The following is a 12,554-nucleotide window of genomic DNA, read 5'->3' as shown; positions in this document are numbered from 1 at the left end:
TTCGGCATCCATGTACCAGGTCATACCGCAGACTCAACCTGACAGAGGGAAGAAACTAACGCACAGGGTCATTGCCCCAAGGGATCGTCCAACTCCAATGCCAAGCTACTCAACTCTTGAAAACAAACATATAAGGGATTGTAGCGGCATCCTTTTCTTTTCCTTCCTCCGCCTTCGACTTCGCTCAGGCATCGGCTGGAAAAGAAAAGATATAGCGTACAGCCCGACCTCGCGTACAATCGCATGGCGTTGTGTGTGGGGAAACGCCCTGAAAAACGGAGCTCAAAAGGTATTTGTCCGTTCAAGGTAAATGTCTATTTTTGCCGTCCGCTTTTTGAGCGGGTAATAAACACAAACAATTAACAGAATTATGAACCAGTACGAAACCGTTTTCATTTTAACTCCCGTTTTGTCTGAGCAGCAGATGAAGGAAGCGGTAAAGGATTACGAGAAGTTCATAAAAGCTGATGGAGGCAAAATCGTCTCTACGGAAGACTGGGGTCTGCGCAAATTGGCGTATCCGATCCAGAAGAAATCCAACGGCTTTTACAACCTTGTCGAGTTCCAAGCCAACCCTTCGTTGATCGCTGACCTTGAATTGAAATTCAAGCGTGACGAACGTGTAATTCGCTTCCTAACCGTAAAAATGGACAAGTTCCATGTAGAGTATGCGGAGCGCAGAAGAAACAAGAAGAAAGAAGTAAAAGCTTAAGGAATCATGGCAGGAAAGAAAGACGGAGAGATCAGATATCTCAATCCACCGACCGTAGAGGTCAAGAGAGACAAGTATTGCCGTTTCCAGAAGTACGGCATCAAATTCATTGATTACAAAGACCCGGATTATCTGTTGGCTTTCATCAATGAGCAGGGAAAACTGCTTCCACGCAGATTGACCGGAACATCACTGAAGTATCAACGCAAGGTTGCACAGGCTGTTAAGCGTGCACGTCATTTGGCGCTTATGCCATATGTAGCAGACCTTATGAAATAAGCGAGGCCATGGAAATCATACTTAAGAAAGATGTAGACAACGTTGGTTACAAGAACGACCTTGTAACTGTGAAGGACGGATATGCGCGCAACTTCCTTGTACCACAAGGAATGGCCGTTATCGCTACAGCAAGTGCTAAGAAGGTTCGCGAAGAGGATCTTCGTCAGCGTGCGCACCGCGAGGCTAAGTTGATAGAGGAAGCCACCAAGTTGCTGAAGAAAATTCAGGATGCTGACATAAAAGTTGGTGCGAAAGCAGGCGAGGGCGACAAGATCTTCGGTTCTGTGAACAGCATTCAGGTTGCTGAGGCTATCAAGGCCGCTACAGGTGCAGATGTTGACCGTAAGAAGGTTGGCCTGAAAGAAAGCACTGTGAAAACCCTTGGTAAGTACACCGCTTCTGTTCGACTTCACAAAGAAGTTGAAGGCGAATTCGAATTCGAAGTCGTAGCGGAGTAATTCCTACAGTATTAGAGATGAAAAATCCCCGATCAGGAAACTGGTCGGGGATTTTTATTTGCGATAGACAATTGGCAATCTGCGATTTGGGCTCTGTGCAACTCTGTGTTTCTCCGTTTGTCTCTGTGAAACAACTCTATCTCTCTGTCAACTTTATCAACTCAGTCAACTTACTCAAACCTCAAACTCTCAATCGGATCCAAGTTCGATGCCTTGATGGCAGGATAAATTCCAGAGATCACTCCCACTACAAAACAGATGATCACACCTGTGATGATCCAAAGCCAAGGAATGATGAACCCACCACCGATGAAGCTTGAAACTCCGTTACCGATGGCGATTCCGAACACAATACCAGCCAATCCTCCGATAATGGAAATGGAAACGGCTTCTACCAAAAACTGAAGTTGGATGAAGGCTTTGGTGGCACCAAGCGCTTTCCGAACACCCACTTCGCGCGTTCGTTCCGTAACGGAAACAAGCATGATGTTCATCAGGCCGATGGCCGCACCCATCAACGTAATGATGCCAATGAGAAATCCCGCAACCTGTACCTCGTAAAGGTTGTCGACCAACATTTTTGAAAGGTTGTCGCTACGAACAACCTCAAAGTTGTTTTCTTGTCCGGCACGCACTCCGCGAACCACGCGGAAAGTGCCTGTTGCCTCACTGATGGCACTTTCCAGCGAAGCCACATTATCCGACAGAACGCTTATAGTAAATGATGTTTTGGGACGTAGAAAATGTTGTCGGGCATTGGTCAGCGTTATCATGCAGGTCTTATCCCCACCAAAACCCATGCTCGAACCTTTTTCAGCCAGCACACCGATTACCTTGTATTTGTTCGCTCCTACTGAAACCTCCTTTCCGACAGGGTCGATCTTGCCAGGGAACAGCACTTTTTTGATCTCCGAACCGATAATGATCACCGGAATTCCGAAGCGCAGTTCCGTTTCGTTGAAATTCCGACCCTCAACAATTTCGTACCCGCTGGCTGCAAAGTAATTCGCATCGCAGCCCATGACGTTGATGTTGGGTTGGGTTTTTTCAGAGCCATGTTTTACCGTTGCTGCAAATGATGCAGCGGCCGAAACACTCACCAAGGCTGGAAACTCGAACGTTTCCTGAAAACGCTCTGCTTCGCGATACGTGATGCGTTCGTAGTTCTTAGGCTTCTTGCCCCCGCGCCCGATGCGGATGTTCGTTCCACGATTTCGGATGGTGAACGTGTTGGCACCCATGCTGGTGAAATTGCTCGTGATGGAGCTTTTGATGCCATCGATGGAGGTCAGAATTCCCACTAACGCGGTGATTCCGATGGCGATTATTAGCATAGTCAGAATGGCGCGCAACCATTGGCTTCGGATGGAGCCCAAAGCTACTTTAATGTTCTCGATGACGAGTTGTCCGTATCGGTCGTTCATGGTGCTGATTCGCGCTTGCGCAAGGTAGTTATTTGAGCTTGGTTAATACCTTGATAATGGTACTCCGAATGCCTACTTTCGCGGACGGAAAATCAACGGGTTCTGAGTTGAATTGTTCAATAATGCAATACGATGGTCACCCTGCATGTGCAAGCAACATGAAATAGCCACAGAAACACTGAAAGCACAGAGGGGTTTCTCAAGAAATATCTGTGAAATCTGTGGAAATCTGTGTTTCTGTGGCCAAAAAATGTCTTTCAAGAATTATGTCCGTAAGCAGCTTGACATTTGTTTAGGAACTGCTGATTTCAAATCTAATAACAACACATTAAAAATATTTCTTTCATGAGCTTATATGAAGATTATCTAAAGGAGATTGAAGAACGAAAAGCACAAGGTTTGCACGCCAAGCCGATCGATGGAGCGGATTTGCTGAGCGAGGTGATCGCACAGATCAAGGACACGGGAAATGCTCATCGGAAAGACTCTCTGAACTTCTTCATTTACAACACGTTGCCTGGAACTACCAGCGCGGCTGGCGTGAAAGCCAAGTTCTTGAAAGAGATCATTCTTGGGCAAGAATCGGTTGAGGAAATCTCTACTGAGTTCGCATTCGAATTGCTTTCGCACATGAAAGGTGGCCCTTCTGTTGAAGTGCTATTGGATCTTGCTTTGGGCAATGATGCAGCAATTGCAGCTGAAGCTGCTAAGGTTCTGAAAACACAGGTTTTCCTATACGAAGCCGATACAGATCGATTGCAAAAAGCTTTCGAAGCTGGAAATTCGATTGCAAAGGAACTGATTGAGAGCTATGCGAAAGCGGAGTTCTTCACGCAACTTCCAGACGTTGAGGAGGAAATCGAAATCGTAACATTCGTTGCTGGTGTCGGAGATATTTCTACCGACCTGCTTTCTCCTGGGGGAGATGCGCACTCGCGTTCTGACCGTGAGCTGCACGGACAGTGCATTTTCGAGCACAATAAAGAACAGCAACAGGCCTTGCTGAAGCTGAAAGAGCAGCATCCTGACAAGCGCGTGATGCTGATCGCGGAGAAAGGAACGATGGGTGTTGGCTCTTCGCGTATGTCGGGTGTGAACAACGTTGCACTTTGGACAGGCGTTCAGGCAAGTCCGTACGTGCCGTTCATCAATATTGCACCCGTTGTGGCTGGAACAAACGGCATTTCTCCGATTTTCCTGACCACCGTTGGCGTAACTGGCGGTATCGGTCTTGACCTTAAAAATTGGGTTCAGAAGAAAGATGCGGACGGCAATACGGTCGTTGATGCAAATGGTGATGCTGTTTTGGAAGAGACTTACTCAGTTGAGACAGGAACCGTTCTCACCATCAACACAAAAGAGAAGCAACTTTACAAGGACGGCAAAGCCGTGAAGGACATTTCTGCGGCATTCACGCCTCAAAAAGTGGAGTTCATGAAAGCGGGCGGTTCTTACGCGGTGGTTTTCGGCAAGAAACTGCAAACGTTCGCTTGTAAGGTTCTTGGAATTGAAATTCCACAGGTTTACGCGCCATCGAAAGAGATTTCAATTGATGGTCAAGGTTTGACTGCCGTTGAGAAGATCTTCAACCGAAATGCGGTTGGAGTAACGCCAGGAAAAGTGTTGCACACAGGTTCTGATGTTCGCGTAGAGGTGAACATCGTTGGGTCTCAGGACACCACTGGTCTGATGACCTCGCAGGAATTGGAAATGATGGCCGCAACGGTCATTTCTCCAATCGTGGATGGAGCTTACCAATCGGGTTGCCACACGGCCTCCGTTTGGGATAAAAAGGCGCAGGAGAACATTCCTCGTTTGATGAAGTTCATGAACGATTTCGGTCTGATCACGGCACGTGACCCGAAAGGTGTTTACCCAGCAATGACGGATGTAATTCACAAGGTTTTGAATGACATCACCGTGAGCGATTGGGACATCATCATCGGTGGCGATTCGCACACGCGTATGTCAAAAGGTGTGGCGTTCGGAGCAGACTCTGGAACAGTTGCTCTTGCACTTGCAACAGGCGAGGCTTCCATGCCGATTCCGCAGTCGGTGAAGGTGACTTTCAAAGGCGAAATGAGAAGCTACATGGACTTCCGCGATGTGGTTCATGCCACGCAGCAACAGATGCTGAAGCAGTTCGGTGGCGAGAACGTTTTCCAAGGTCGCGTAATTGAAGTCCACATCGGAACGTTGACTGCTGACCAAGCTTTTACATTCACAGATTGGACGGCTGAGATGAAGGCTAAGGCTTCTATCTGCATCTCTGAAGATGAAACGTTGATCGAGTCGTTGGAGATTGCAAAAGGTCGTATTCAGATCATGATCGACAAGGGAATGGACAACGAGAAGCAGGTTCTTAAAGGTCTGATCGCGAAAGCTGAGAAGCGAATTGCTGACATCCGTTCGGGAGAAATTCCAACCTTGAAACCCGATGCAAACGCCAAGTATTATGCGGAAGTGGTTATCGACTTGGATGAAATGGCTGAGCCGATGATCGCGGATCCAGACGTGAACAACGATGATGTTTCGAAGCGCTACACGCACGATGTGATCCGTCCGTTGTCTTACTACGGTGGAACCAAGAAAGTTGACCTCGGTTTCGTGGGTTCGTGCATGGTTCACAAAGGCGACATGAAAATCCTTGCGCAGATGTTGAAGAACGTGGAGGCGCAGCAAGGAAAAGTGGAGTTCAACGCGCCATTGGTGGTTGCTCCTCCAACCTACAATATTGTGGATGAGCTGAAAGCCGAAGGTGATTGGGACATTTTGACCAAATACGCTGGTTTCGTGTTTGACGATGAGCATCCGAAGAACACGGCCCGTACCAAGTATGAGAACAAATTGTATTTGGAGCGTCCAGGTTGCAATCTGTGCATGGGTAATCAAGAGAAGGCCGAGCCAGGAGATACAGTTATGGCCACGTCAACGCGTTTGTTTCAAGGCCGTGTGGTGAAGGATTCTGCCGAGAAGAAAGGCGAGTCTCTGCTTTCATCAACTCCAGTGGTTGTGCTTTCAACCATCTTGGGAAGAACACCAACTTTGGAAGAATACGAGCAAGCCGTAACAGGCATCGTTCTTACGAAGTTCAAGCCATCGAAGAAGAAATTGGTGCTTGCGTAAGCAATCGAGTATTTGATTTAGAAAACCCGAGCGAACAGTTCGGGTTTTTTTGTGTCCTTTCTTTTGAAGGTATGAAATGGCCACGGAAACACAGAAGAATACAGACTATTCTCTGTGAAAATCTGCGCATCTGTGGCTAAAAAAAACCGTTTTCCGTAAATTGTTTTCTCTGCTGACTGAAGAACAGATTTATCGGAACAAGAAATGACCGCGCTTGTTGGGTTTGTACAAGGCAGTATTTTTATTCTGCCAACCATTTAGTAACTCGACAAAAATTTTGAAAACATGGGAGTATTCGATCTTGAAATGATAAAGCAGGTGTACGCTCAGTTCCCTGAGCGTATTGCTGCGGCCAGAAAAGCGGTGGACAAACCGCTCACATTATCAGAGAAAATTCTGTACGCGCACCTTTGGGATGGCGAGGCCAAAGAAGCCTACGAGCGCGGGAAATCCTACGTGGATTTCGATCCAGATAGAGTAGCGATGCAAGATGCAACGGCCCAAATGGCGTTGTTGCAGTTCATGCAGGCTGGGAAGAAGAAAGTCGCGGTTCCATCAACCGTGCATTGCGATCACTTGATCCAAGCGCGCATCGGTGCAAGTGCCGACCTACAGGAAGCGATGAACAAGAGTTCGGAGGTTTTCAATTTCCTCGAAAGCGTTTCCAATAAGTACGGCATCGGTTTTTGGAAACCAGGAGCGGGTATCATTCACCAAGTGGTCTTGGAGAATTACGCTTTCCCTGGCGGAATGATGATCGGTACCGACAGCCACACGGTAAATGCAGGCGGTCTCGGAATGGTTGCCATTGGAGTTGGTGGCGCAGATGCCGTTGATGTGATGGCGGGAATGCCATGGGAGTTGAAATTCCCGAAATTGATCGGTGTGAAGTTGACAGGTAAACTGAACGGCTGGACCGCACCAAAAGACGTTATTCTGAAAGTGGCTGGCATTCTGACCGTAAAAGGTGGAACTGGTGCGATTGTCGAATACTTTGGAGAAGGTGCCAAAAGCATGTCGTGTACAGGCAAAGGAACCATCTGTAACATGGGTGCGGAGATCGGTGCCACGACTTCAACCTTCGGTTATGATGAAAGCATGGAGCGTTACCTGCGCGCAACGGGTAGAGCCGAAGTTGCTGATCTGGCAAACGGCATCAAAGAGCATTTAACAGGTGATGACGAGGTTTATGCAAACCCAGAAAAGTATTTCGATCAAGTGATCGAGATCGATCTTTCTACGTTGAGCCCTCACTTGAACGGGCCTTTCACACCCGACTTGGCCACACCAGTTGCCGAAATGAAGGAAAAGGCAAAAGCCAACGGATGGCCGACTGAAATCGAGTGGGGATTGATCGGTTCGTGTACCAATTCATCGTACGAAGACATTTCAAGAGCATGTTCTATTGCTGAGGATGCCTTGGCAAAGGGTCTCAAACCGAAAGCCAACTTTGGTATCAATCCAGGTTCGGAACAGGTACGTTTTACGATTGAACGCGATGGTTTCATCAACACATTTGAGAAACTGGGTGCGAGAATCTTCACGAATGCTTGCGGTCCGTGCATCGGTCAGTGGGCGAGGGCGGGAGCTGACAAGCAGGAGAAGAATTCCATCGTTCACTCGTTCAACAGAAACTTCGCGAAGCGAGCGGATGGTAACCCGAACACACATGCGTTTGTAACTTCACCAGAAATGGTGGCTGCCATCGCAATGGCTGGGGATCTGACCTTCAACCCAATTACCGACACGCTCACCAACGATAAAGGCGAGCAGGTGAAATTGGCCGAACCGCATGGATTTGAGCTTCCGCCAAAAGGGTTTGATGTCGATGATCCTGGATATGTTTCCCCTGCAGAAGACGGCAGTAATGTGGAAGTGGTCGTGAAACCAGACAGCGAGCGATTGCAGTTGCTCACACCTTTCAAACCTTGGGATGGAAAGAACATCATGGGGGCGAAACTGCTCATCAAAGCGCAAGGGAAATGTACTACCGACCACATCTCGATGGCTGGTCCGTGGTTGCGCTATCGTGGTCACCTCGATAATATTTCGAACAACACTTTGACGGGCGCTGTGAACGCGTTCAACGGTGAAACGAATAAGGTGAAAAACGAATTGGACGGTTCTTATGGGGAAGTTCCTGCCGTGGCGAGAGCCTACAAAGCTGCTGGCATTCCGACCGTTGTAGTGGGAGACAGCAACTACGGAGAAGGTTCTTCGCGAGAACATGCGGCCATGCAGCCACGCCATTTAGGAGTTGTAGCAGTTCTGGTGAAATCGTTTGCTCGGATTCACGAAACAAACCTCAAAAAGCAGGGAATGCTCGGATTGACGTTTGCCAAAGAGGCAGATTACGATAAGATCCAGGAAGATGACACCTTCAACTTTGTGGATTTGGAAGACTTTGCCGAAGACAAACCATTGACCATCGAAGTGGTTCATGCGGACGGTTCGAAAGACACCATCATGGCAAACCATACTTACAATGAAGCGCAGATCGAGTGGTTCAAGGCGGGTTCTGCTCTGAATTTGATCAAGAAGCAACAGTCTGCGTAGGGGTTTGATGCATCAAACCCGTACCATGAAATGGTATGGAACGGGCGGCCTTGGTCGCCCGTTTTTTATTGAATTAACCCTGTAAATGATACAAGTTTCTGCAATATTTACCCTGTAAATGTGACAGACGGGTAAATGGCCAAGACAAGGAAGAACTCACCCCAAAGGACGAAATCTGCCAAAAAAGGCGGTTGGTTCAAGCGAATTCTGCGTTTCGTTGGAAAGACCATACTCGGACTTTTCCTTTTCAGTATTCTCATGGTGGTTGTTTACCGCTTCGTGCCTGTGCCTATCACTATTCTTCAGCTATCGCGATGTGTTGAGCAGTTTCAGGATGAGAAACCCATTCGACTGAAAAAGGATTGGGTGCCTTTGGACGAGATCAGCAATAAGCTGCAACTGGCGGTCGTCTGTGCCGAGGATCAGAAATTTCTTGACCACAATGGTTTTGATGTAGAAGCCATTGAAAAGGCCATTGAACATAATCAGAAAGGAAAGCGTGTTCGCGGAGCAAGTACTATCAGTCAACAGACGGCCAAGAACGTTTTTCTTTGGGAAGACAGAACATGGGTTCGTAAAGGGATGGAAGTCTATTTCACTGCGTTGATCGAACTCATTTGGAGCAAAGAACGCATCATGGAAGTGTACCTGAATGTGATTGAAATGGGCGATGGTATTTACGGAGCCGAAATGGCTTCGCAGACCTATTTCAAGAAACCCGCTTCTCAATTAACAAGTGCCGAAGCAGCGTTGCTGGCAAGCATTCTTCCAAGTCCGCGTAAATATTCCGCTGTAAATCCGAGTGCGTATGTTCGTGGACGCCAATCATGGACAATGGGTCAGATGGCGCATTGGGGCGGTAAATTGGACTACGGAAAACCGCCCGTTCAAAAGAAATCGAAGAAGAAATAAATGGTCAGTTACAACCCGAAAAGCTGGTTCAGCATCATTTTTCAGCTGCACAAGTACGATACATTTCGACAGTTGCTGCCGACCATGTTGGTACTGGCTGTGATTTCCATCGTGTTCTGCTATGTGGAAATTGAGGTTTTCGACCTGAAGTTTGCCAGTACCATGGGGTTTCACTCATTGGTCGGTTTTGTGATCTCGCTGTTGCTAGTTTTCAGAACGAATACCGCTTACGACCGCTGGTGGGAAGGTCGCAAACAATGGGGTGCGTTGGTGAATAACACGCGTAATCTTTCCATCAAACTCAGCAATATCGTTCCTGAAGATCAGCCCGAACGAAAACAACTTTTCCGTGTGCTCATCACCAATTACGTGTTTGCTATGAAAGAGCATTTGCGTGAAGGCGTGATTGCCGATGAATTGGAAGAACATCCGCAATTCGATAAAGTTGAGGCGTTGAAACGAGGTCACGTCCCAAATGCCATCGCGCAGCAACTTTATGAGCAGATTCTGTTTTTGAAAAAAGACGGTTTGATATCGGATGAACAGCAGATCGTGCTCGATAGTGAATTCCGAGCGCTGACCGACATCATTGGAGCGTGTGAACGCATCAAGAAAACGCCCATTCCGTATTCGTACAGCGCATTCATCAAGAAGTTCATTTTTCTGTATGTGATGAGCTTGCCGTTCGGAGTTGTGCGCGATTTCGGCTATTCCACCATTTTCGTGGTGGTGTTCATCTTTTACATTCTCGCCAGCTTGGAGCTGATCGCGGAAGAGATCGAAGATCCATTCGGAACAGATGCGAACGACCTTCCAACAGATGCGCTTTCAGAAACGATTCAGAAAAATCTGAAAGAGTTGTTCTGAATTCGAAGGACAGAAAACGCAAAAAGAAAAACGTGCCCCAATTCGAGACACGTTTTCCCTTTTCTCATTTCAACGTATTACTTCTTACCGAGGTAAGCCGTCAGCATCCAAACCGTCTTTTCTTGCTCGGTGATGTAATCACTCATTTGCGAGTTGGTTCCTTCATCGCCCACTTCGCCAGAAAGATCAAGGATCCTGCGTTCAATTTCGAGCAGCGTTTTAAAGTTGGAAAGCGTGGCCGAAACCGAGCCTTCGCCATCAGAAACGTTGGCCGCTTCTTTAATGGTCGAGTGCTTCAGGTAATCGCTGAAAGTGTGGTAAGGCGTTTCGCCAAGCGTCAGAACACGTTCAGCAATCTCATCCACTTTCATGATCGCATCGTTGTAAAGCTCTTCAAACTTCGGGTGAAGCACGAAGAAATCCGACCCTTTGATGTTCCAATGGAACCCGCGAAGGTTCTGGTAAAACAGTTGATAATTGGCCAAAAGCGTGTTCAACTCCGTGGCCAATTGTTTCGACTTTTCTTTGTTCAATCCTATTTGATTGGTACTCATCGTATAGATTTTATGTGATTAGTAAAAAGGTTCATCAGTCTGCGTATGAGTTCCGCTCCTCAGGCTTCTCACTCAAGTATTGGATGAACTCATATTCATTGCAGTCCTCGTCTAAAAAGTAATCGCGAATACGGAACTTTTGTTCAGTCAGCGGGTAACTTCGTTCGTAACCTGCTTCTTCCAGCCGCTTTCCGACCGCCTTCACGTCCGAAACCACAAAACCCATGTGGTTGAATCCGATGCCACTGTAACGCTCCGCTTCTTCGTATCGGATAACTGCTTCGTTAAGCGCCAAATAGCTGTCGTCCGTTCCAATATGAACCCATTTTCTGCCTTTGTGCACGCCACTTCCGCGAATCTCAAACTCAGGAAGCGCGATCTGAAGGAATTTGATGGTCGCATCCAAATTGCCGACCGTGATGTTGTTGTGTTCCAAATATGCTGATGTCTTCATGACTCCTTGTTTTGGTTATTGATTGAATTACGATGTAAAGGTGCGCGTCAAATAAGTATCAGTCAAATCAATAGTATCTATATTTGAATAGATAATAACTATAAATGAGAATGGATCACCTATTATTCATCTGGGAAATTCTCCCTTTTGGGGAGATGCCCGCAGGGCAGAGGGGGTTATGACACTCCAGCAGCTCGAATACATCCGCGCCCTCGACATCGAACGCAACTTCGTCCGCGCAGCCGACCGATGTTTTGTCACCCAACCATCGCTCACTATGCAAGTTCAGAAACTCGAAGATGAACTCGGTGTCAAGATCTTCGACCGCTCCAAAAAGCCGCTCATTCCAACTCCGTTGGGAGAGTTGATCGTGGCGCAGGCCAAGGTCATTCTCAAGGAATCTGAGCGTTTGAAAGAGATCATTTCCGAGCAGGAGGGCAACCTAAGTGGCGAACTGCATATTGGCATCATTCCAACCTTGGCACCTTATCTCTTACCGTTGTTCGTGCCCAAGTTCGAAGCAGATCATCCGAACATTCGATTGCTTGTACAGGAATTGCAAACGGATATCATTGTCGAACGCCTCAGAAGAGACGACCTCGATTTGGGAATTCTTATAACACCTTTAGAGGAACAAGGAATCCAAGAAAAAGTGTTGTTCAATGAGCCGATGGTGGCTTACGTGGGGCGCAATCACAGGCTTTTCAATCACAAGGAAATTGATGCTTCCGAACTCGATCTGGACGATACGTGGTTGCTTTCCGAAGGGCATTGCTTGCGGGCACAGGTTCTCAACATCTGCAAGGCGCACCAGAATGACGAGACGCATAATTTCGTGTTCGAAAGTGGTTCATTGGAAACATTGGAACGCTTGGTGGAACTCCATCGCGGTATGACCATTCTGCCGTTTCTGGCCACGCTCAATCTTTCTCAAAAGCAACGGCAACTGCTACGGAATTTCAAAGGAAATCCACCCGTTCGTGAAGTGAGCATTGTGACCAATCGTGTGCATGTGAAAACCGCTATGATCGATGCTCTGGCCGAGACCATCAGGTCATCTATTCCAAGCAAATTACTGAACACGGAAGGTAAGGTCATTGCCATCTGACGGAGTGTTAGTAACAAATGAACAGTTGACCATTTGATGACAAACGGAATCCATTGAATTACAGATTTTTAGACAGCCTACATTATTTATCTGCCTAAATGGCC

General features: G+C 47.3%; 11 protein-coding genes. 8 read left to right on the top strand and 3 right to left on the bottom strand.

The window, feature by feature from the left end:
- Positions 1-370: 370 nt before the first annotated feature.
- From GC178_13100 to GC178_13090, 3 genes are read left to right on the top strand one after another with little or no spacing between them, the layout of a single operon-like run.
- Positions 371-712: a 30S ribosomal protein S6 gene (locus GC178_13100; protein MBI1288501.1), complete on the top strand. Its 342-nt coding sequence runs from the start codon at positions 371-373 to the stop codon at positions 710-712.
- 6 nt (positions 713-718) lie between these two features.
- Positions 719-991 carry a 30S ribosomal protein S18 gene (gene rpsR / locus GC178_13095; protein ID MBI1288500.1) on the top strand — a complete coding sequence of 91 codons (273 nt, stop codon included), beginning with the start codon at positions 719-721 and terminating at the stop codon, positions 989-991.
- An 8-nt stretch (positions 992-999) separates the two neighbouring features.
- On the top strand, positions 1,000-1,449 hold the full coding sequence (locus GC178_13090; protein MBI1288499.1) for a 50S ribosomal protein L9: 450 nt from the start codon (positions 1,000-1,002) through the stop codon (positions 1,447-1,449).
- Positions 1,450-1,619: 170 nt separating this feature from the next.
- Here GC178_13090 and GC178_13085 read toward each other — a convergent pair whose 3' ends face one another.
- Positions 1,620-2,873 (bottom strand): FtsX-like permease family protein, encoded by a 1,254-nt coding sequence (locus GC178_13085; GenBank protein MBI1288498.1) that lies wholly within the window; start codon positions 2,871-2,873, stop codon positions 1,620-1,622.
- Between the two features lie 345 nt (positions 2,874-3,218).
- Between GC178_13085 and GC178_13080 the strand changes: the two genes are divergently transcribed.
- The 4 genes from GC178_13080 to GC178_13065 all read left to right on the top strand — a co-directional run bounded on the left by GC178_13080 (position 3,219) and on the right by GC178_13065 (position 10,334).
- The gene (locus tag GC178_13080) at positions 3,219-5,999 is read left to right on the top strand and encodes a bifunctional aconitate hydratase 2/2-methylisocitrate dehydratase (protein ID MBI1288497.1); all 2,781 of its coding nucleotides are present in this window, start codon (positions 3,219-3,221) and stop codon (positions 5,997-5,999) included.
- 285 nt (positions 6,000-6,284) lie between these two features.
- Positions 6,285-8,555 (top strand): aconitate hydratase, encoded by a 2,271-nt coding sequence (locus GC178_13075; protein MBI1288496.1) that lies wholly within the window; start codon positions 6,285-6,287, stop codon positions 8,553-8,555.
- Between the two features lie 135 nt (positions 8,556-8,690).
- On the top strand, positions 8,691-9,467 hold the full coding sequence (gene mtgA, locus GC178_13070; GenBank protein ID MBI1288495.1) for a monofunctional biosynthetic peptidoglycan transglycosylase: 777 nt from the start codon (positions 8,691-8,693) through the stop codon (positions 9,465-9,467).
- Entirely contained in the window at positions 9,468-10,334 is an 867-nt protein-coding gene (locus tag GC178_13065) for a hypothetical protein (protein ID MBI1288494.1), read from the top strand.
- Positions 10,335-10,411: 77 nt separating this feature from the next.
- On the opposite strand, the gene GC178_13060 is transcribed toward GC178_13065, so the two are convergent.
- Both GC178_13060 and GC178_13055 read right to left on the bottom strand, forming a co-directional pair.
- The gene (locus GC178_13060) at positions 10,412-10,888 is read right to left on the bottom strand and encodes a DNA starvation/stationary phase protection protein (GenBank protein MBI1288493.1); all 477 of its coding nucleotides are present in this window, start codon (positions 10,886-10,888) and stop codon (positions 10,412-10,414) included.
- Positions 10,889-10,922: 34 nt separating this feature from the next.
- A complete protein-coding gene (locus GC178_13055) occupies positions 10,923-11,342 on the bottom strand; it encodes a VOC family protein (protein ID MBI1288492.1) in 420 nt (139 codons plus the stop codon).
- Positions 11,343-11,520: 178 nt separating this feature from the next.
- On the opposite strand from GC178_13055, the gene GC178_13050 reads away from it, so the two are divergent.
- Positions 11,521-12,450: a LysR family transcriptional regulator gene (locus GC178_13050; GenBank protein ID MBI1288491.1), complete on the top strand. Its 930-nt coding sequence runs from the start codon at positions 11,521-11,523 to the stop codon at positions 12,448-12,450.
- Positions 12,451-12,554: the final 104 nt, after the last annotated feature.

It is taken from the genome of Flavobacteriales bacterium (assembly GCA_016124845.1).
GTDB lineage: Bacteria > Bacteroidota > Bacteroidia > UBA10329 > UBA10329 > UBA10329.
The sequence above is the reverse complement of the archived record's forward strand: the minus strand, read 5'-3'. Positions and strand labels throughout refer to the sequence as shown.

What these genes read in the sequence shown, in the direction of transcription:
- GC178_13075 (MBI1288496.1), top strand. Translation starts at nt 6,285, where the DNA reads ATGGGAGTATTCGATCTTGAAATGATAAAGCAGGTGTACGCTCAGTTC.
- GC178_13065 (MBI1288494.1), top strand. Translation starts at nt 9,468, where the DNA reads ATGGTCAGTTACAACCCGAAAAGCTGGTTCAGCATCATTTTTCAGCTG.
- rpsR (MBI1288500.1), top strand. Translation starts at nt 719, where the DNA reads ATGGCAGGAAAGAAAGACGGAGAGATCAGATATCTCAATCCACCGACC.
- GC178_13055 (MBI1288492.1), bottom strand. Translation starts at nt 11,342, where the DNA reads ATGAAGACATCAGCATATTTGGAACACAACAACATCACGGTCGGCAAT.
- GC178_13060 (MBI1288493.1), bottom strand. Translation starts at nt 10,888, where the DNA reads ATGAGTACCAATCAAATAGGATTGAACAAAGAAAAGTCGAAACAATTG.
- GC178_13090 (MBI1288499.1), top strand. Translation starts at nt 1,000, where the DNA reads ATGGAAATCATACTTAAGAAAGATGTAGACAACGTTGGTTACAAGAAC.
- mtgA (MBI1288495.1), top strand. Translation starts at nt 8,691, where the DNA reads ATGGCCAAGACAAGGAAGAACTCACCCCAAAGGACGAAATCTGCCAAA.
- GC178_13050 (MBI1288491.1), top strand. Translation starts at nt 11,521, where the DNA reads ATGACACTCCAGCAGCTCGAATACATCCGCGCCCTCGACATCGAACGC.
- GC178_13100 (MBI1288501.1), top strand. Translation starts at nt 371, where the DNA reads ATGAACCAGTACGAAACCGTTTTCATTTTAACTCCCGTTTTGTCTGAG.
- GC178_13080 (MBI1288497.1), top strand. Translation starts at nt 3,219, where the DNA reads ATGAGCTTATATGAAGATTATCTAAAGGAGATTGAAGAACGAAAAGCA.
- GC178_13085 (MBI1288498.1), bottom strand. Translation starts at nt 2,873, where the DNA reads ATGAACGACCGATACGGACAACTCGTCATCGAGAACATTAAAGTAGCT.